The sequence below is a fragment of the Inquilinus sp. genome (genome assembly GCF_057815775.1).
The window spans coordinates 1-16,824 of sequence record NZ_JBYRFX010000740.1 but is presented as its reverse complement, the minus strand read 5'-3'; the positions used below and the strand labels follow the sequence as shown (position 1 = coordinate 16,824).

Genomic DNA, 16,824 nt, shown 5'->3' with positions numbered 1-16,824 from the left:
CGAAGCCGGCCAGCGCCGGCACCAGGAAGCGGCTGAAGGTGAATTCGGTCGACCCCAGCGTGTCGACCGGCCGGGTGTAGATGCCCTGGGCCCGCAGCTCCGGCAGCTTCAGCGGCGTCACCTCGACCGGCTTCGACGCGTGCTGCTGCACCGAATAGCGGCACACCTGCCAGGCGATGTCCTCACGCGCATCGTACCCGACATAGAGGCGCAGCGCTTCGCTCATAATGATCCCCTCAACCGATTTCTTTCTCATCCAGCCACCTTCTTCGGCACTAAAGAAATATTATTGTGGTCATAGCGCATCCTCGAGAAGTTATTTGCTCCGCACTAAGTTCACGGTTGAATTTTGCGTATCTTTCGATCAAAGCGTCTTGAAGATCGGACTTGTTTTTGATCGTCGCAATTGAATGATCAAAATATTCCGACGGAACGCTATCGATCGGCACCTCTTGTCGCACATCTACGCAGAGGCCGACACGAGCCTCCCTCTGATCGAGAACGGGTAACACCTCGACATCTTCGTCCTTGAATCCCGGACTCGCGATCGCAATAATTAGATATCTCTTGCCAATCTCGTTCGTAACCCGACCGAGATTGAAGGTAATGAGCTTCTCCTTCAGCCCCAGGGATTGCTCGAAATCGGATCGCCGGAGCCTGATTAAACCGTCCGCATTGAAGCGGGCGAGCAACTCAGCGATGGGTATGATGGTCTCGCCCGATGCGGATATGATACCGGTGTGACTGCTCATGTCGCCGACATGAGCTCTTTGAAAGAGAGCCAACTTCCCAGCCGGCGCAAACTCGTGATGATAATCTTCGGCCACCAACTTCTCCTTTAAGTCTGATCGAATTCAACGATTTCGTTTAATGCGATAGCTGCAGATTCCCGGCACTTGGTCAGGGATCCGAGGACACTTCAGCGCAGCCCTATTTGGTGGAGGCATTCGACCGGCGAGGACAACTATCGATGCGAAATCAGCACATTCGCGACAGCCTGCGCGGCGATTCCCTCCCGACGTCCGGTAAAGCCGAGCTGTTCGGTGGTTGTCGCCTTGACACTCACCCGCTCGGGATCGATATCCAGGATGGCTGCGATCCGCTCAATCATGGCAGACCGGTGCGGACCGATTTTCGGCCGCTCACAGATCAGCGTCACATCAACGTTGAGGATCGCCCCTCGAACTCGCACGAGCTTCGCCGCATGTTCAAGGAAAGCGGCCGATGCAGCACCCCGCCACCGTTCATCGGAGGGAGGAAAGTGTTGCCCGATGTCGCCGGCGGAAATCGCTCCCAGCAGAGCGTCGGTCAGTGCATGAAGCCCGACATCAGCATCGGAGTGGCCTTCAAGCCTGTGGTCGTGCGGGATGGTTACGCCGCACAGGACGATCGCTTCACCGGGGATGAGGCGATGCACGTCAAAGCCCGACCCCACGCGGATATCGGGTCCGGGAATCTCGATAGCCATCTTCAGCTTCCGTTACAGCCTTTCAATGACCATCGCTAATAGCGGCTCTAAACCCAACTTCATCATGCCATTCCCAAATACCAGCATGCACAATGTGGTGAGCAAAATTGCCGAACGAATTAATAATGAGATTTCTACATAATTTATGTTGATATGGTGATATTATATATTGTAACTATTTGATGAATTCCAATTTTTCAGTCATGAAATGCATATTTTTTGCGCTGTGCGGCAAATTATACTAATTCCCGCACCCATCAGATGCCAGATCGAAGCTCGGCCGGCGCCCAGGTGATCACGGCATCGCCAGAGGCCTCTCCGATCGCGCCCTCGCCCACCGATGCTACCGATGAGAAGCCGGCGCCCCACAGCGCTGCTCCTTGCGTGCATCGAGATCACAAAGGCTTCACCGTCGACGTGAACACATAACCAAGTCCACGTTCGGTACGAATTAGTACGGGCGCATCCACGCCGACCTCCAACTTGCGGCGCAACCGGAGCACTTGCACATACACGGCCCCTGGAGAGATATCTTCGTGCAGACGCGTGGCCTGTATCAGATACCGGCATGAGAGTACGCGCTGCGGGGCGTCGAGGAACGCAACGAGCAGCGTGTAGTCGCTATTCGACAGTGGCACGACGGTGCCATCTGTATGTGTCAGGCGACGGGAATGTCGACCGAGACGCCAAGCCCCGAACTGATATCCTTTCCGGCCCCGCGCGCATGGTGGCGTTGGCTGAATGACGCGACGCCGGCGCAAAACGGCCTGGCTTCGGGCCAAAAGTTCGCGCAGGCCATAGGGTTTTGTAATGTAATCATCCGCACCGAGTTCTAACGCAACCACCCGCTCTGTCTCATCAGCGGTACTTCCAGTGGCGATGATTGCCGGGCTCTGCACGTGTGACCGCAGATTGAGCAGGAGCTCAGTCCCGCCATATCGGGCCGACTGTAGATCAATTATCACCAAATCTGTATGCGTCTCGTTTAAGCAAGAGGCCAGATTGTCATCCTTGACGATCTCGACCGATTCAATTCCACGACTGATAAAATAGTTTGTGATTGAGATACGGAGAAAATCATCTCCATCGATTATCAAAACCCTACTCATGAAACATAATCCATAGTCCGAATGGCAAACCAACAATGAGGACCAGGCGCTGAATCATGATGAGCGGACCCCTTTTGCAGCAGATGATGCGCGATTTTTGAGTGGACAGTCACCTTCAGGCACAGCAGGTTCAGGCAAGACTGAAGCGAACGGGTAGAGACTTCAGGCCATTGACGAACCAGGACTGCAACAGCCGCGCTTTGCCAGCGGGTTCGATTGAAGCGAGGCGAGGGAGCAATTCCTCGAACAGGATGCGCATCTGCAGCTTCGCGAGATGCTGGCCAAGGCACATATGGGGGCCATAGCCGAAGGAGAGGTGCCGATTGGGACTGCGATCCATTCGGAACAGGTCGGGGGCTGCAAAGACAGCTTCGTCGCGGTTGCCCGAGGCATAGCACAGCATCAGCCAGTCGCCTCGGGCGACGGCATGGCCACCGAGTTCGACATCTATGGCCGCCGAACGCATGAACGTCTTAGCAGGCGTCGTCCAACGCAACGCTTCGTTGACCAGATCGGGAATCAGCGACGCATCTGCCTTCAACCGGGCAAGTTCGCCGGGACTCTCAGCAAGGGCTTGAAGGGCTCCCGCGATCGCGAACGAAACCGTGTGGTGCCCCGCCGTCGCGAAGATCGTATAATAACTCGCTGCTTCCAGATCGGGAATCGGCCCGCCGTCGATCTGTGCGTTGGCGATCACAGTCGCCAAGTCATCGCGAGAACAAGCCCGGCGGTCCGCGCAAACAGCGCGGAAGTACCGGGCGAAATCCGCGATCACGGCAGGCAAAGCCCCCAGCGGGTATTGCTTCGCCTCAAGTGGGTCGACTGGCCGCGCGGCTTCCGGGTCCTGGGCGCCGAACATCTGCTTGGTCAAGCGCAGTATCTGCGGCTTGTCGACCTCGGGCAGGCCCAGGATTCGCATGATGATACCTAGCGGATAGGCCTCCACCAGGTCGGTTACGAAATCACCGCGCCCGCCATGCATCACGAGGGAATGAACTGCGGCACGTGCGACCTCGCGGATCTGTCCTTCGACATTCCGCATATTGGCGGGCTTGAACCAAGCCTGGGTGAGCGCCCGATATTTCATATGATCTGGAGGGTCCATCTCGATCAGCGAACGGATCAGATGCGGACTGCCGCCGTTCATGCGCCGCACGCCAGTGTTGAAGGCGCGGCCGCTCAGCGCCGTAGGGAGATCGCCGCTCCGGAAGATCTCGTTGTTGGAACTGACGGCGAGGATATCCACATGTCGCGTCACGACCCAGAACGGGTCGAAGCCGTCGGGTTCAGCCACGCCGAGCGGAATGTGGGCCCGCAGCCATCGATAGTGGCGATGGATGCGCCCGTCGGCATAAGCGGAGGGATCGACGAGTTCAGCGGCGATCGCCGGCGGGACGCGCGGGGAGGAAGTTCCCAATCCCATGATGGCTATCGCACCGGAGATAGCGCGGCGGAGTATTGCAGCAGCGTCAAATGGCGGGCATAGGACGCGTTCGCCATTGTCTCGAATTGCTGCAGCCACAGCAGCTCGTTGTCCGTTAGCCTGGCACCCGCCTTCAGCGCTTCCCGGAAATGAGTTGCACTCTGGTGCATGAGATCGATCGTCGGCATGAACCCTTCGATCTCATTCATTTCGCATATGGTGAATCCGTACTTCTCCAAAAGAAGTTGATACGATATTCGTGACTCAAGCGGAAAATGCATAGCCCATGCTTTGCATGTTGCTGATATCGTTTTATTTTGATCGATTTCTTCTTTTGCGATCAAATCTTGAGCAACAATTCTCCCATCATTGGTTAGAATCCTAGCACACTCTTCGATAAAAAACTCTCTATTGCTATAATGACAAGCGCTCTCTATGTTTACGATAACATTTGCATAATTATCTCTTACCGGCAATAATTTCGAACAATCACCATACTCAAACTCGACGAGGTGGTTGAGATTTTCCTTGCGTGCTTTGGCTCGGGCAATATCAATTTGATGCTGAGATATGTTAATTCCCAAAACCCTGCAGCCATATTTCTTTGCGAGATATATGGCCGTCCCACCGACACCGCAGCCGGCATCGACGACGACGTCGGTCGAGCGGATTTGGGCGGGGGCCGTGATGAGTTCCGTCATCCTCCGAATGCCGCGCCGTAGAACATCGTGATCGCCGGCAGCATACCGCTCGATGTCGGGGCTCTCATCATGGTCGAAGATTCCAAAATGGATATCTTCGCTGTCCCACCTTCTCAGATAGAATTCATCCGTCCTGTCTTTGTAATATTCGATGACACTGCGTTCGTGATCAGAAATTATTGGGTCCATATTGCCATCTCTATTGCGGGGTTGCGGCGCCCGAAGCGCCGTTCCTATATCCGGTCGACAGGTCGGATGGCGGCGGCGATGACGCCGGCGAGGGCGCAACGGAGGGTTCCGCGAGCGGACGCTTCTTGCAGGGATCTGAGCCACCGCACCGCCTCTCTTGCATCGACCCTGCCTGCCTTGACGGCGCGGGACGCCAGGGCCTCCAGGCCGAACAGCGCCGCTGCCGTGGCATAATCCTGAAGATCCAGCATCGATGCATGGTGACCGGTCGGTTCCAATCCGGCCCTAGCCAGAAGCTGCGGCAGGGCAGATCCGATCTGCGTGCTCGGCGCCACTTGCTCGGCCCCGGCCGCCAGAATGGCAGCCGTCAATTCCGGGTCACCGCCGGAGATGTCGAGACTGCTCCAGTCGGGCTCCGTGACGACCATTCGCCCGCCGGGAGCGGTCACCCGGGCAGCTTCCCGCACGGCCCGTTCGGGATCCGGCAAGAAATGCAACACCCGGTCGATCCGGGTGCAGTCGAAGCTGTGATTGGCGAAGGGCAGATCGTGGATATCGGCGCGCCGGAACGTGACCCGCAGCCCCAATGATGCCGCTCGATTTTCGGCGATCGATACAAGAGCCTGGCTGAGATCGACGCCGACCACCCATCCCCCAGCCCGGACACGACGCGCAAGTGCCACTGCGTCGGCCCCGGTGCCGCAGCCGATGTCCAGCACCCGGTCACCATCGCCAACCCGAAGCAGGTCGTGGCTGAAGCGCTTCCAGTGTGAGACCGAGGGCAAAGACAGGGCCAGATCCAGAAACGAGGCGCAGGCGGCAGGATCGGTCGCGTCGACATCGTCGAATTGCGGCGCCAGCATCGGTCTATCTCCCTTTGTCAGGCATCTGTGGCGGCTGCGCCAGGCGCCGGATGTCCCCGACGAGGCCGACCAGGAAAACCAGGAGGAGGCCGAAGGTGATCAGCCACGCCAAGATGGCCGGCCACCAGCCCGGCGCGGCCCGGAACAAGCCGCTGAAAAAGGCGTGGTTGAACCACGCGTTCATCGTCAGGAGAAACCCCATGTAGATCAGCGATCCGACGGCATAGACGGATGCGACTCTGTCCCGGCCGAGGTCGCACCATGGGATGGGGCGCCGACGCAGGGCACCGAAGAGATGGCCCAAGGATTGCCGGCGCAGGTTTGGCCGATCGAGAAGGTCGGCGAGTGCGTAATACCCGTCGTATTCGAGCAAGGGCGACATATTGCTCAGAACGACGAGGTACAGGGCCGCTGCCATTGCAAAGGCCATCGCAGAGATCGGCGGGGCGGCAACCACCGCCACGACCATGCAGACACCGGCGATGATGAGATCCGAGATAGCCCCGGCGAGGCTCACCAGGATCCGCTCGCGCCGGCCGGCCAACCACATATCGGAAGTGTCGACGAAGAAGAACGGACCAATCCAGAACCACCCGAAACCGACGCCGATCACCTCGCGTCCAAAATGCTTGGTCGCCATGGCGTGAGCCGTTTCATGCAGCAGCGTGCAGCCATAGAAGAACACGGGCAGAAACCACAGCCACCGGCCCGACAGGGTCGCGAACGGATCGGGCTGAGACCGCCACATCGTCACGAAGGCCGCGAAGCCGAACGCCATGAGGACGAGAAGCAGCGCCCGCACCGGTCGGGTGAAGACGAGGAACCCGACATGGCGATAGAACCAGGACAGCAGCGCGTCGGCCCGCGCGAACGTCACACGCCATGTCAGGAGGCGGCGGCACGCTGCGGCGACGCCACGCTCATTGGCGTCGCGCGGTGGCACCGCGATTTCCACGCCCTCCACCAGCCCGTCCGTCGCCAGCCGCCGGACGGCGGCGACAACCTTCGCGGTGTCCGGCGGCCCGCCCCTCGCAGCAATGTGCTCTGCGATCGAAGCGACGGTGCGCCGGCCGTCGCACAGTGACCAGATCCAGGCACTGCCGGCCGAGAGCCGATGGTAGCGGCCGCGCCCGCGGTTCTTGAGAATTGGGCTCTGGCGGGCGCCATCGCGGCGCCAATGCAACTCCGTGCCCGGAGCCCGAGACGGCGACGCGGCGAGTAGCGCTTCATCCGTGGTTGGGATCACGCCGCCTCCTGGCCGAGCAGGAGCGGAAGGATCGTGGCCGGTTCGTCGAAGCCCTGGACGAACCGATCAGCCACGGCCTGATCTGCCGTCGCCCGCTGCAGCAGGTTCACGACGTGCAACGATGGCGGCAGCAGGCTCAAATTGGTCCAGGCGGTTGCCGCTCGCACGCGGCTCCAGGCCGCGGCGGCCAACTCGTCCAGCCAGGTCTCCTCGAAGGGCCGGGGACCGTGGCGCAGGATCGCCTGGAGAGCGAGAGCCGCCATCCCGGCCGCATTGTTCGCGCCCTGGCCCACGAGAGGGTCGTTGAGGACCACGGCGTCGCCAAGGCCGAGAACGCGGCGACCGGAGGGCAGGCGGCCGACCGCATGGCGGACGGCGGGGGTGATGCGTCCGGCCAGCCCGGCCTTGCTGTCCGTGGCCTGCGCCGTTGCCAAGCGTTCGGCTTCCCGGGGCAGCACGCGGGCCAGCGCCGAGAGCATGCACGCCCATTGTTCGTCGGCGGCGATGTCGGAACGGCCCGTGTCGAGCGCGCCGCCGATCAAGGCCTCGAAAAGAAGGATCTCGCACGGCCCCCCGCGGGTGAGGGCCGGGAAGCGCATGACTCCGCCCGCCGGCATCCCTGTCGACGTGATGCAGGCCGGGCCATCCGGCGCATCGCCGCCTCGCAGATAGACCATTGACAGGGCCCGCATCGGCTGCGTGAAGGGCGACCACCGCGAATTCAGCGGAAACAATCCAGAAAGCGGCCCTTTGCCAGCCGTCACGATGACGAGTTCGCTGTCCTTGGCGCAGCGCTCGAGTAGGTCGATGTCGGCGGTGTGAATCTCGAGCGTGCCGCCGAGCGCCTCGAACAGGCCCAGCCACGCCGGGATCTTCAGGCGTTGGTCGACCGAGATGGCAGGGGTCCGGAGACGACCCAGGAACGAAACGCCCGGCACAGCGGCTCCGGGCGTCTGCAGCGCCTCGATACGGATGCCCTCGATCCGGGGAGCCTTGGCGGACCAAAGATCGAGGCCAAGCGCCCGCTCCTCGCCCAAGGCCGTCGCGAACATGCACTGGCTCGACATCACCCGCCCGTCGGCGATGGCTGTGGCGGATCTGTCCTGCACCAGTCGCACGGCATGCCCGGCCTGGCGGAGCCCGATGGCCAGCATCAGCCCCGCCTGCCCGCCCCCGACGATCGTGATCGTACGGCGGCTTCCTGGGGCGTGATCGCCGTCACGGGCCGCCATCATCGCGCGGCCACGACGGATGCCGAAAGCGCAAGGTCGCGCAGCAGCCCGCCGGCTTGCTGGCCAGGCTGCACCAGGTCGAGCCTATCCAGGGCCAGCCGGCACTGCCGTTCGATCCGGGCGACGACCTCCCGCATGACGCCGGATTCGCGCAGCCGATCGCAAACCTGGTGCTGGACGCCCCGATGTTGGCCCGCGCTCGCCAGCAGTCGTTCCATCTCGGCCACATGTTGCTGGTTCTCTCGCTCGAGATAGAGGATGAGCGGAAGGGTCAGCACCCGGGACGCGAGATCGCGGCTGGGACTCTGGCCGAAGAGATCCACGAGATCGGATCGAAGTTGGCGGGCGATCCCGAGAGCGCGCCCGAAATCGCCATAGGCCTCGACCTGCGCCGGCGTACCGCCTGCCAGCGTCGCCGCCATGGCGGTGAACAGCGCCCGCCGCTCGCCAGTCTTCATCGTGACGGCGAATTCGACCGTTCCGCTGGACGCGGCGCGCACGCTGGAGACTGCGATGTCCTCCAACTGGCCGGCCCCGATCCTGGCAAGTCCGTCGGCAAGCATACGGGCAAGGCCGGCGATCATCGACGCATCGTGAGGCAAAGCCAGCAGGATCTGGTTGGGAAGATGGGAGATCAAGGAGACGGCACCGAGCAACAACGCTCCTCGCGGCAGTTCGGCGAGCGGACCGTCGATCTCCAGATCCATGATGTGGTCGAGGGTGTAGATCCCGGCATCGAGCAGCGTCAGAGCGGCGGCAAGCTGGTAGATGGCGTTGTCGGGGGCGCCGTGGATGCCGGAATGGACCAGAAGGGGAAGCTGCAGGGCCATGCGGCACACGCCGCCGCCAATGCCACCGCGATCGAGCGTGCTCGCCAGAATCGTCTTGAGCAGACCAACCTGTGACGGTGTCCGGGAGAAACGGTCGATCCCGGCGAAGGCTTCGGTTTCGGCGCGCCTGGCATGATCGGCGAGCCAGGCCTGATCATCTGCGGATGCGATCTCCAACATTCTGCTATGATCCCCTGTCGCCGATTGGTGATGGCTCGGCATCCCGAGGCAGGCATGAACGCGTCATCCACCCATCTCCGCTAGGCCGCGCGGGCGGAAGTGCGCAGAACCAGGCTGTCGTGGCCCCGCACCAGCCCGTGCTGCCGCGCTCTCGGCGCCGTGACATCGGCGACGACACGGGAAAGACAGGGCGCGAAGGCGTTCAGGAATGCGGCCAGCTGGATCTTTGCAACCGCGACGCCGATGCACGCATGCGGCCCGATCCCGAACGAAAGTGGGCGCCCCCTGCTTCGGGCGATGTCCAGTCGATCCGGATGATCAAACACCGTCTCGTCGCGATTGGCAGAACCGATCAGCAGCGCCAGCAACTCGCCCCGGCCAATCCGGTGCTCGCCGACCATCGTGTCCTCAAGGGCGTGACGGAAGACGATCTGCCCGGCCGTGTCGTAGCGGATCAACTCGTCAACCGCGCGTGGCGTCAGCGCCGGATCGACCGCCAACTGCCTGGAAACCTCGGGATGCGTGGCCAGGGCCGCGGCAGCATTCCCGAGCATCGCCCTCGACGTGTCGTAGCCCGTCACGAGCAGCACCAGAAGATCGGCGACGATTTCGCGCCGCTCGTCCGGCGGGGAGGACCGGAACCGGTCGCTGAATGGAGTAAAATCGGCACCGGGTGCGAAATCGACCAGGCGCCGGTCTAGCCAACTGCAAAGGCTCTCGAACTCCGCGATACCGGCGGACAAGGTCTCGGTCGCCCCCGGAGCGGCCGCGAGCAGCCCCGCCATCGCACGGGAGCGGGCGATGAGAGCGAGGATCTCGGGCTCCGGCAATCCAAGCAATTCCATGAGCATGCGCACAGGCAGGATAGCGGCGACCGCCGGAATGACATCAAAAGCGCCGCCGCTGCCGATCTGCCGCGAAAGTTCCTGCGCCTGCACTTCGACTGCCGTGCGTATCCGTCCGATCCGGTTGAAGGAAAAAAGGTCCGACAGAACCCGACGGGCGTGGCGATGCGCGACGCCACTGCGAAACATCAGCAGATTGTAGAACCCGGTCGCATCGAGCCGAGCCTGTACCGCGGGCCCTGCGGCCGGGAATGCCTGCGGACCGACGAAGGCAAAGACAGGGTCAGCAATGATCTCGGCCACCTCGCGATGCCGCGTCACCAGGATGACGCCACTTACATCCCGAAGCACGCCGCCCGACCGCCGAAGATCGGCATAGCGCGCATAGACATCGTCCATCCGGTCGCCCAGGAGCTCCAACAGGACGGGATCAGCGAGCTGGATTGGAATCTTCATTGCGGTGGATTTCATTAGTTCTTGGCCATGAACAGACATCTCGGACAACGCCACTCTTCAAGACCGCTTTAAACGCCGAGAGCATTCGACGACCTGCCAGCCAGGCCCGGCAGAGGCAGCATGCCTCGCTCACAGCGAGGCATGCCTTGGCAACAACGAGCTCAGCAGTACGCGTAGCCGCCCGAACCGCCGGACTCCTTGGAAATACGGGCCTCAAGCTCTTCATTGGAGAGCTCGTCGAAGGCGACGACCTGGGCCGCAGCCTCGGCCTGTCCGGTCACGGTCTCTGCCATCTCGTTTTCGATCACAGTCTTCGTTTGAGCGTTCATAGCTTTTCTCCGTTTTCTCAAGTCACAACAAGAAGAGAGATAATACTTATCAAGTAAAATTATCTCCCTCTAAATTGATACAAAATAAACTATTCGTAAGTCAATAATCTTAATTGAGAACAAATTGAGATCTTCGCAAGTTTTAATGAAATTGAAACATGTTTTAATTTTCAAAAATTCATGCTTGTAATTCAATTGTCATAATATTTCTCGAGAGAATTGCTTTTGTTGATCTCCCGCAATTCCCGATTCTTACTGCAGAGACCTGCTGATCACTTTCGATGAGACCGGGAGCCACGATCGGAGCGAAAACCCATCGCCGGCCGCGCACTAGGTCATGGGCACCGGGGAAGCCGCGAAACGGATTGCGCCTTCGATACCGTTGGCAAGACGGCAGTTCCGGCTTGGGAGACCGAAGCCGTCCTCGTCGATCCGCCGCATGGGGGTCCTGACGACGATTTCCGACGACCGGCCAACTGGCTGGTGGATGGAAAACGATTACATCAGGGCCTAAAGAACAACCACGGCGGGACGGTGAGGAGCACTGCATTCTGGTATTGCTCACTCGGCCAGGAACGCCGCGGCGACCCGGGCGCCCCCCAAGCCGCCCGCGAGCGCAGTCGAGGTCACGACCCGGATCACTGAATCAATCTGGTGCCGGATGATCTGCTTCTTGCGCGATCGATCGCCTTCGACATCGTTGGCCCACTCGATGAACAACTTCGAGATGTTGTCCTTGAACATCGGCTGGCTGTGCCGCCCCTGGACGAACAATCGGATCTCTTCTTCTATCCTGGTCTTGTTGTACGGCAGCAGATTCGCCAGATGACGGCTTTCCTCACCGTGATAGTGCAGATGGCCGAGGCTCAGATCGTCGTCGCGTGACGTGAGCAGCTTCGCCACCTCGGCGAAGGCGGCATCGGTCCTGGCCTTCAGATCGTTCGCCCTCTGTTCGAACGAGCCCCAGTCGCTTGTCACCCCGCTATAGGCAATGGGGGTCTTGGCCTGCGCGGCGATCTTGTCGTCCGGCGTGCCGCTGGGCTTGATCAGGATCTCGCCATAGAGCTGGTTCGCATTCGGCGACCAGTTGAAATCTGCCCAGTACCGGCCCTTCGGCCCCGTCACTTCGATAATATAGGAGGTGGTGCCGTGGCGCGGGGACCCGCTCAGGCCGAGATCCGTGACCTCCCGGATCTTCGCGTACTTCCACTCCGCCGTGGCGACCGCCTTGTTGGGGTCGAAGCGCGACTCCACAGCCTCGTAGTGCGCCGGTATGGCCGGAATCACCGGGGATCCCACGCCGACCGATCGTGCGTCGGGATCGACGATCGAGAACACCGGCGGCACGCGGTCGGCTTGCATGCGCGGCACGATTTCGGCCGCCTCGATGGCCTTGCCCATGGCCGCTGCGGTCACAACATTCGGCTTGGCACCATCCAGCGCCGCGGTCGCGGCCGCCGCAGCCAGGATCTGCCGATTTGGGTCGGCCCCTGCACCTCCGGTCACGACCTGGACGATCGCAGCCTGGGCCGCCTTGCCCCCGGCATCATCCAGCCTACCGGCGGCATCGTGATACTGCGCCATCAGCCGCCCGGCCACTTCGGCATCATCCTCGTTCGCGCCGGCGAGGGCGGCGAGATGAGCGGCTGCGGCCGCACGCTCGGCCCTGACCTCATCTCTGCTCGTCCGCATCGCCCAGGACGCGGCCTTCGCTGCGGCGAGCGCGGCAGACTGCCGGCCGGGGGCGGCAGCATCGGCCGCCAACAAGGCCTTTACGGCCGCCGCATGCCGCGAGGCCCGATCGTCGGATATACTTTCAACCTCGGCCCCGGCGGCCTGCGCTAGGGCCCTCTGTTCGGCAAATCTCTCGAGCATGGCGTCCCGTTTGGCCAGCTCGTATCTCAATTCCCGTTGGGTAGCCTGGTACTTCCGATGCGTCAGATCCGGCCTCTCCGCAACGATCGAATGCCTGCCTCTCTCACCGGGGAGGCCCCGGGCCTGCGGTACCACATCGGGCGGTTCGGGCGCATTCGCTTGCAGGTCTACCTCGAGCTGCCCGATCCTGATCTCGAGCCTTTTGAGATCATCCCGGGTCCTCGCCGCCTCTGCGGTGAGCACCTCTGCGGTTTTCCGCGCCGGCTCAATTCTGTCTCTCGCCGCTTCTCCGGCGACCGCGACCAATATGTCCTTTTGCAGCTTCTTCTCGATGAACAGCTCTCGCGCAGCCGCATTGATGGCGCTGAGATCGGGGCCGAGAGTATCCCGATTTTGCCCAGCCACATCCTGCCGTGCCGTGGCCAGATTCTCGTTGGCCATGGCATTGGCCGCAAGGATGACCTCGCGCTGCCATTCATCGACTGATGCCATCCCTTCGGCCATCATCGAGGCGTACGCCGCCGGGTCCGGGGGCCCGCCGATATCCGGAGCTCCGGTGGCCGGCCGGGCGGTCAGATGCTCGGCCATCGCCACGACCTTCCGGGCCAAAGCCTTTGCATCGTCCGCCGACATGCCAGCCCGGTGTGCGGTGCCGGCAGCGGCACCAGCCTCGGCATAGGTTGCGGCGGCCGCTCCGCCGAGATTCCGCTTGGCACTCCAGAGCAGATCGTCCGACACTGCCACCGCGGTATCCACCGGCGCGCCCGCCGTGAGAGCATTGATGGCTGCCATTTCCGCGATCTCTCGCCCCTGACCCACTTGCCATTTCCGTTCAGCAACGCGGCGCAGCACTTCGGTCACGAGAGGGTCGGCTTTCGCCGCCCCCTCGACCAACTCCACCTCGTGCCCTCGGCCCAGATCCGCAGTGACGAGTCGGTAATGATCGTCGGCCACGGTCGGGCCGCGCATTCGCTCGACCAACACCGGCGCCGAGCGTTCGGTCGACTTGCCCTTGAGCATCACCTCGGCGACACAACATTCGCGTGATCCGACCTGGCAAAATCCGGGCTGGAACGGGGCTTCATCCAGGGTGTCAAAGCCGTCTTCGGAGAGCCATGCGGACGACGCGGCAACGGTTCCGCCACCGCGGACACCCCAGCGACCCTCCGGCCGCTTGTACAGCTCGACCGACTTATCGAGCGTCAGGTCCGCCTTCACCGGATGAAACGTCTCCTGCTCGCGGCCCCCTTTGGCGTCACCCCGCGAACGGCGCTCGGCGACGACCTGCATGGCAGAGACTTCCTGCCTCGCCACGCCGCCCGGGCCGACCACATCCCGGGTGACGTCGAGGACCCCAGCGAAGAGAATCCTGGTCCCGACGACGATCTCGGTCCGGTCGTTCCTGGTCTTCCTCTTCTGGACGAATGGATCCAGCGGATCCTTGGGCTCCGCCCCCATCGGGACGATGGCCTCAGTCATCCTGTTAAGGCTCCTGGCCATCTTGGCGACGGCAGCCCGGTATTTTCCCTTTATTTTATTATTCTCTGCCATAGCCTTCCCCCATCACGATGGGAGCCTCATCTATATTATAGAATTAGCTGAAGACACCAAGAACAGATCTGACGTGTATTGACCGGCATCCCGGTACGGAGGTGGTTCGATCAGCCAAGCAGAGATGCGCCGGCCCCTCACCCCTTTGGCGGCTGGCCGGGTGCTTTGGACAGGCACCAGAGGGGTTGCGACCGGCACAACGGCGAAGCCGTCGATTCATGCGGGGCGATAGCGCGGCGCGGGCTGCCCGGTCTGCGTTGCAGCGAACAGCGTCGAGCGCGCTTCGTCGAATTTGTCCCAGAGGCTGGCGTCTGCGACGGAAGGCAGGGTAATGGCTTCGCCCTGGTCGAACCCCGACAGCGCGGCGTCGACGAGATTCTCCGTCGTCATGACGCTGGCCTGGTTCAGAGCCGCCAACGGAACGCCGGAGAGGTCCCAGAGTTCGGTCGCCGTCGATGCCGGAAAGACCAATTGGACCCGAACATTGGTTTCCGCAAGCTCAAGCTGCAGGCCCCGTGTGAAGTTCATCACGTAGCCCTTGGTTCCGCTGTAGACCGCGCTGATGGGCAACGAGTGGAAGGAGAGCACCGACGCGATGTTGATGATCGCGCCCTCATTCCGCGCGATGAACGCCGGGAGGACGGCGTGGGTCAGGCGGGTGAGCGCCGTGACATTGAGCGCTACCATGGCGGCAGCATCCTGCTCGGACGTGTTTGCCACCGGGGCCAAAGTGGCATTGCCCGCATTGTTGACCAGCAGCGTGATCGCCGGATTTGCTCTGATCACCTGTTCAACGCTGGTGACGTCGGCGTCCTTGGCAAGGTCGGCTTCCACGACGTCGACTTTGGTGCCGTGAGCAGCGCCGAGCTTGGCCGAAAGCGCTTCCAGGCGCCCAGCCCGACGGGCGACGAGAATGAGGTCGTAACCCCTGGCAGCGAGCCGTTCGGCATAGACCGCGCCGATACCCGCCGAGGCGCCGGTCACGAGCGCGATGGGCTTGGACGAAGACCCAGACATCTAAAAACCCCACATAGTTGAGTGCTCAACTGCATACACGCTCGCACGGCCTTTCAATGGCGCAGTGCTCAACCATTTGGACAAACCGTGGTCCTGATCGCGTGGACCTAAACGATGATCCGGCCCGCCAAACCCTACCATACATTGAGGGCTAAAGTTCTTTTATGGTCGCGAAATCCCCTTGTCAATGGTCGAGTGCTCAACCATTCTAGGGTCATGGAAAAGAGCACTGCGTTCAGCGAACGGGACGATCAGCGGGAATCGGGCAGATCACACCTGCGCGAGATCCTGGCGGATCTGGTGTGCACCAACACCTCGTTGCGGCGCGCGGCACGGCGCCTTGCCCAGCTCTATGATGGGGCCATGGCTCCAGCTGGACTCAAGGCGACCCAGATCAGCCTCCTGTCTCAGATCGCCCTCGTCCATGACGCCGGCCACCCGGAGGGGCCGACACTCCAATCCCTGGCCGAGAGCCTCGCTGTCAGCACGTCGGGCCTGACACATGCTCTCCGGCCGCTCGTGCGCGACGGGCTTGTCGAACTGCGTCCCGATCCGCACGATGGGCGCACCAAGACCGGCGCCTTGACGGCGCGCGGCGAGGCCCTCCTAAGCGACGCTCTTTTTCTGTGGGCCGACGTCAATCAGCGTGTCGAAGAGGTTCTTGGAAGCTCCGCCCCGGCGTTGCGGACCTTGGCGGACGATGTGGCTTCAGCGGAATTCCTTGAAGCGTATCAAACGCGGCGGCCTCTCCGGGCCTAGCCCCTCAGCGACTTCCCCTCATACGCTATGATCGAACGCCCAGATACCTGACGGCGAGCCGTGGACGTGCGTCCCGCCGGCGATGTGATGCCAACCTAGGCCGGCGAATACCCAGGGATGGATCACACACCACCCGAGAGAAGGCAGGGCTGCACGCGGCATAACCGGAATGCCGATGCCGCTGGCGAACCCGCCCCATGATAAACTATGGACGTGGAGGCCCTATAAAAAATGGCAAGTGGCGTCGAACCGGTCGTCGGCGATGCCGCAATTTTCGGACCATTCCGACTGATTGCGGCCGAACGGCTGCTGATGAAAGAAGGCGAGCGGCTCCCTCTTGGCGGCCGCGCTCTCGACATCCTGATCGCTCTCGTCGCGCGCGCCGGGGACGTCGTGAGCAAACGGGAGCTGATGACCGCCGTATGGCCTGACGTCACTGTCGAGGATGCCAACGTTCGAGTCCACGTTTCCGCGCTTCGCAAGGCGCTTGGCGATGGCGAAAGCGGGGCGCGATACATCGTCAATATCGCAGGGCGCGGATACTGCTTCGTCGCGCCGATCCATCACTCTCCGACGGATGAGCCCGCTCCGGCGCAAGGAGCCAAACCCCGGATACGGCAGCCCAGCCTGCCCGCATCGCTGTTGCGAATCTTTGGGCGTGACCAGTCGGTGGCCGCGGTGGGCGCGCTGCTTCGGCAGCGGCGCTTCGCCAGCATCGTCGGGCCTGGCGGGATGGGGAAGACAACCGTGG

Annotated in this window: 15 protein-coding genes and 1 pseudogene; 2 read left to right on the top strand and 14 right to left on the bottom strand. The window is 62.0% G+C overall.

Going from position 1 to position 16,824, the window contains the following annotated elements; translation table 11 throughout:
- From AC3XYG_RS26085 to AC3XYG_RS26020, 14 genes and pseudogenes are all read right to left on the bottom strand, one after another.
- On the bottom strand, positions 1-226 hold a 226-nt coding region (locus AC3XYG_RS26085), incomplete at its 3' end, for a hypothetical protein (RefSeq protein WP_489142791.1).
- Between the two features lie 49 nt (positions 227-275).
- Entirely contained in the window at positions 276-827 is a 552-nt protein-coding gene (locus AC3XYG_RS26080) for a hypothetical protein (RefSeq protein WP_489142790.1), read from the bottom strand.
- A 137-nt stretch (positions 828-964) separates the two neighbouring features.
- Positions 965-1,444: pseudogene (ispF, locus tag AC3XYG_RS26075) on the bottom strand (2-C-methyl-D-erythritol 2,4-cyclodiphosphate synthase); the annotation flags it as partial.
- Positions 1,445-1,863: 419 nt separating this feature from the next.
- Complete coding sequence (locus tag AC3XYG_RS26070) at positions 1,864-2,577, bottom strand: response regulator (protein ID WP_489142789.1); 714 nt, start codon at positions 2,575-2,577, stop codon at positions 1,864-1,866.
- Positions 2,578-2,707: 130 nt separating this feature from the next.
- A complete protein-coding gene (locus tag AC3XYG_RS26065; protein ID WP_489142788.1) occupies positions 2,708-4,000 on the bottom strand; it encodes a cytochrome P450 in 1,293 nt (430 codons plus the stop codon).
- 5 nt (positions 4,001-4,005) lie between these two features.
- Positions 4,006-4,890, bottom strand: a complete 885-nt coding sequence (locus AC3XYG_RS26060; RefSeq protein WP_489142787.1) for an SAM-dependent methyltransferase — start codon at positions 4,888-4,890, stop codon at positions 4,006-4,008.
- Between the two features lie 44 nt (positions 4,891-4,934).
- Complete coding sequence (locus tag AC3XYG_RS26055) at positions 4,935-5,753, bottom strand: methyltransferase domain-containing protein (protein ID WP_489142786.1); 819 nt, start codon at positions 5,751-5,753, stop codon at positions 4,935-4,937.
- 4 nt (positions 5,754-5,757) lie between these two features.
- The gene (locus AC3XYG_RS26050) at positions 5,758-6,999 is read right to left on the bottom strand and encodes a PqqD family peptide modification chaperone (protein ID WP_489142785.1); all 1,242 of its coding nucleotides are present in this window, start codon (positions 6,997-6,999) and stop codon (positions 5,758-5,760) included.
- The gene (locus AC3XYG_RS26045) at positions 6,996-8,153 is read right to left on the bottom strand and encodes a styrene monooxygenase/indole monooxygenase family protein (RefSeq protein ID WP_489142784.1); all 1,158 of its coding nucleotides are present in this window, start codon (positions 8,151-8,153) and stop codon (positions 6,996-6,998) included. The genes AC3XYG_RS26050 and AC3XYG_RS26045 overlap by 4 nt, the downstream gene beginning before the upstream one ends.
- 77 nt (positions 8,154-8,230) lie before the next feature.
- Positions 8,231-9,241, bottom strand: coding sequence for a polyprenyl synthetase family protein (locus AC3XYG_RS26040; protein ID WP_489142783.1), 1,011 nt, complete (start codon positions 9,239-9,241; stop codon positions 8,231-8,233).
- A gap of 80 nt (positions 9,242-9,321) precedes the next feature.
- Positions 9,322-10,557 carry a cytochrome P450 gene (locus AC3XYG_RS26035; RefSeq protein WP_489142782.1) on the bottom strand — a complete coding sequence of 412 codons (1,236 nt, stop codon included), beginning with the start codon at positions 10,555-10,557 and terminating at the stop codon, positions 9,322-9,324.
- A gap of 146 nt (positions 10,558-10,703) precedes the next feature.
- On the bottom strand, positions 10,704-10,871 hold the full coding sequence (locus tag AC3XYG_RS26030; protein WP_489142781.1) for a hypothetical protein: 168 nt from the start codon (positions 10,869-10,871) through the stop codon (positions 10,704-10,706).
- Between the two features lie 561 nt (positions 10,872-11,432).
- Positions 11,433-14,225 carry a hypothetical protein gene (locus tag AC3XYG_RS26025; RefSeq protein WP_489142780.1) on the bottom strand — a complete coding sequence of 931 codons (2,793 nt, stop codon included), beginning with the start codon at positions 14,223-14,225 and terminating at the stop codon, positions 11,433-11,435.
- A gap of 288 nt (positions 14,226-14,513) precedes the next feature.
- Complete coding sequence (locus AC3XYG_RS26020) at positions 14,514-15,314, bottom strand: SDR family NAD(P)-dependent oxidoreductase (RefSeq protein ID WP_489142779.1); 801 nt, start codon at positions 15,312-15,314, stop codon at positions 14,514-14,516.
- Between the two features lie 114 nt (positions 15,315-15,428).
- Here AC3XYG_RS26020 and AC3XYG_RS26015 point away from each other — a divergent pair, with 114 nt between their 5' ends.
- Together AC3XYG_RS26015 and AC3XYG_RS26010 are read left to right on the top strand one after the other, a co-directional pair.
- Complete coding sequence (locus AC3XYG_RS26015; protein ID WP_489142778.1) at positions 15,429-16,073, top strand: MarR family winged helix-turn-helix transcriptional regulator; 645 nt, start codon at positions 15,429-15,431, stop codon at positions 16,071-16,073.
- 231 nt (positions 16,074-16,304) lie between these two features.
- Positions 16,305-16,824: winged helix-turn-helix domain-containing protein (locus AC3XYG_RS26010; RefSeq protein ID WP_489142777.1), on the top strand; the 520-nt coding region annotated here is incomplete at its 3' end.

Excerpts from the sequence above, each read along its gene's own strand:
- AC3XYG_RS26020 (WP_489142779.1), bottom strand. The coding sequence starts at position 15,314 with ATGTCTGGGTCTTCGTCCAAGCCCATCGCGCTCGTGACCGGCGCCTCG.
- AC3XYG_RS26060 (WP_489142787.1), bottom strand. The coding sequence starts at position 4,890 with ATGGACCCAATAATTTCTGATCACGAACGCAGTGTCATCGAATATTAC.
- AC3XYG_RS26025 (WP_489142780.1), bottom strand. The coding sequence starts at position 14,225 with ATGACTGAGGCCATCGTCCCGATGGGGGCGGAGCCCAAGGATCCGCTG.
- AC3XYG_RS26045 (WP_489142784.1), bottom strand. The coding sequence starts at position 8,153 with ATGCTGGCCATCGGGCTCCGCCAGGCCGGGCATGCCGTGCGACTGGTG.
- AC3XYG_RS26065 (WP_489142788.1), bottom strand. The coding sequence starts at position 4,000 with ATGGGATTGGGAACTTCCTCCCCGCGCGTCCCGCCGGCGATCGCCGCT.
- AC3XYG_RS26030 (WP_489142781.1), bottom strand. The coding sequence starts at position 10,871 with ATGAACGCTCAAACGAAGACTGTGATCGAAAACGAGATGGCAGAGACC.
- AC3XYG_RS26035 (WP_489142782.1), bottom strand. The coding sequence starts at position 10,557 with ATGAAATCCACCGCAATGAAGATTCCAATCCAGCTCGCTGATCCCGTC.
- AC3XYG_RS26070 (WP_489142789.1), bottom strand. The coding sequence starts at position 2,577 with ATGAGTAGGGTTTTGATAATCGATGGAGATGATTTTCTCCGTATCTCA.
- AC3XYG_RS26015 (WP_489142778.1), top strand. The coding sequence starts at position 15,429 with ATGATCCGGCCCGCCAAACCCTACCATACATTGAGGGCTAAAGTTCTT.
- AC3XYG_RS26055 (WP_489142786.1), bottom strand. The coding sequence starts at position 5,753 with ATGCTGGCGCCGCAATTCGACGATGTCGACGCGACCGATCCTGCCGCC.
- AC3XYG_RS26040 (WP_489142783.1), bottom strand. The coding sequence starts at position 9,241 with ATGTTGGAGATCGCATCCGCAGATGATCAGGCCTGGCTCGCCGATCAT.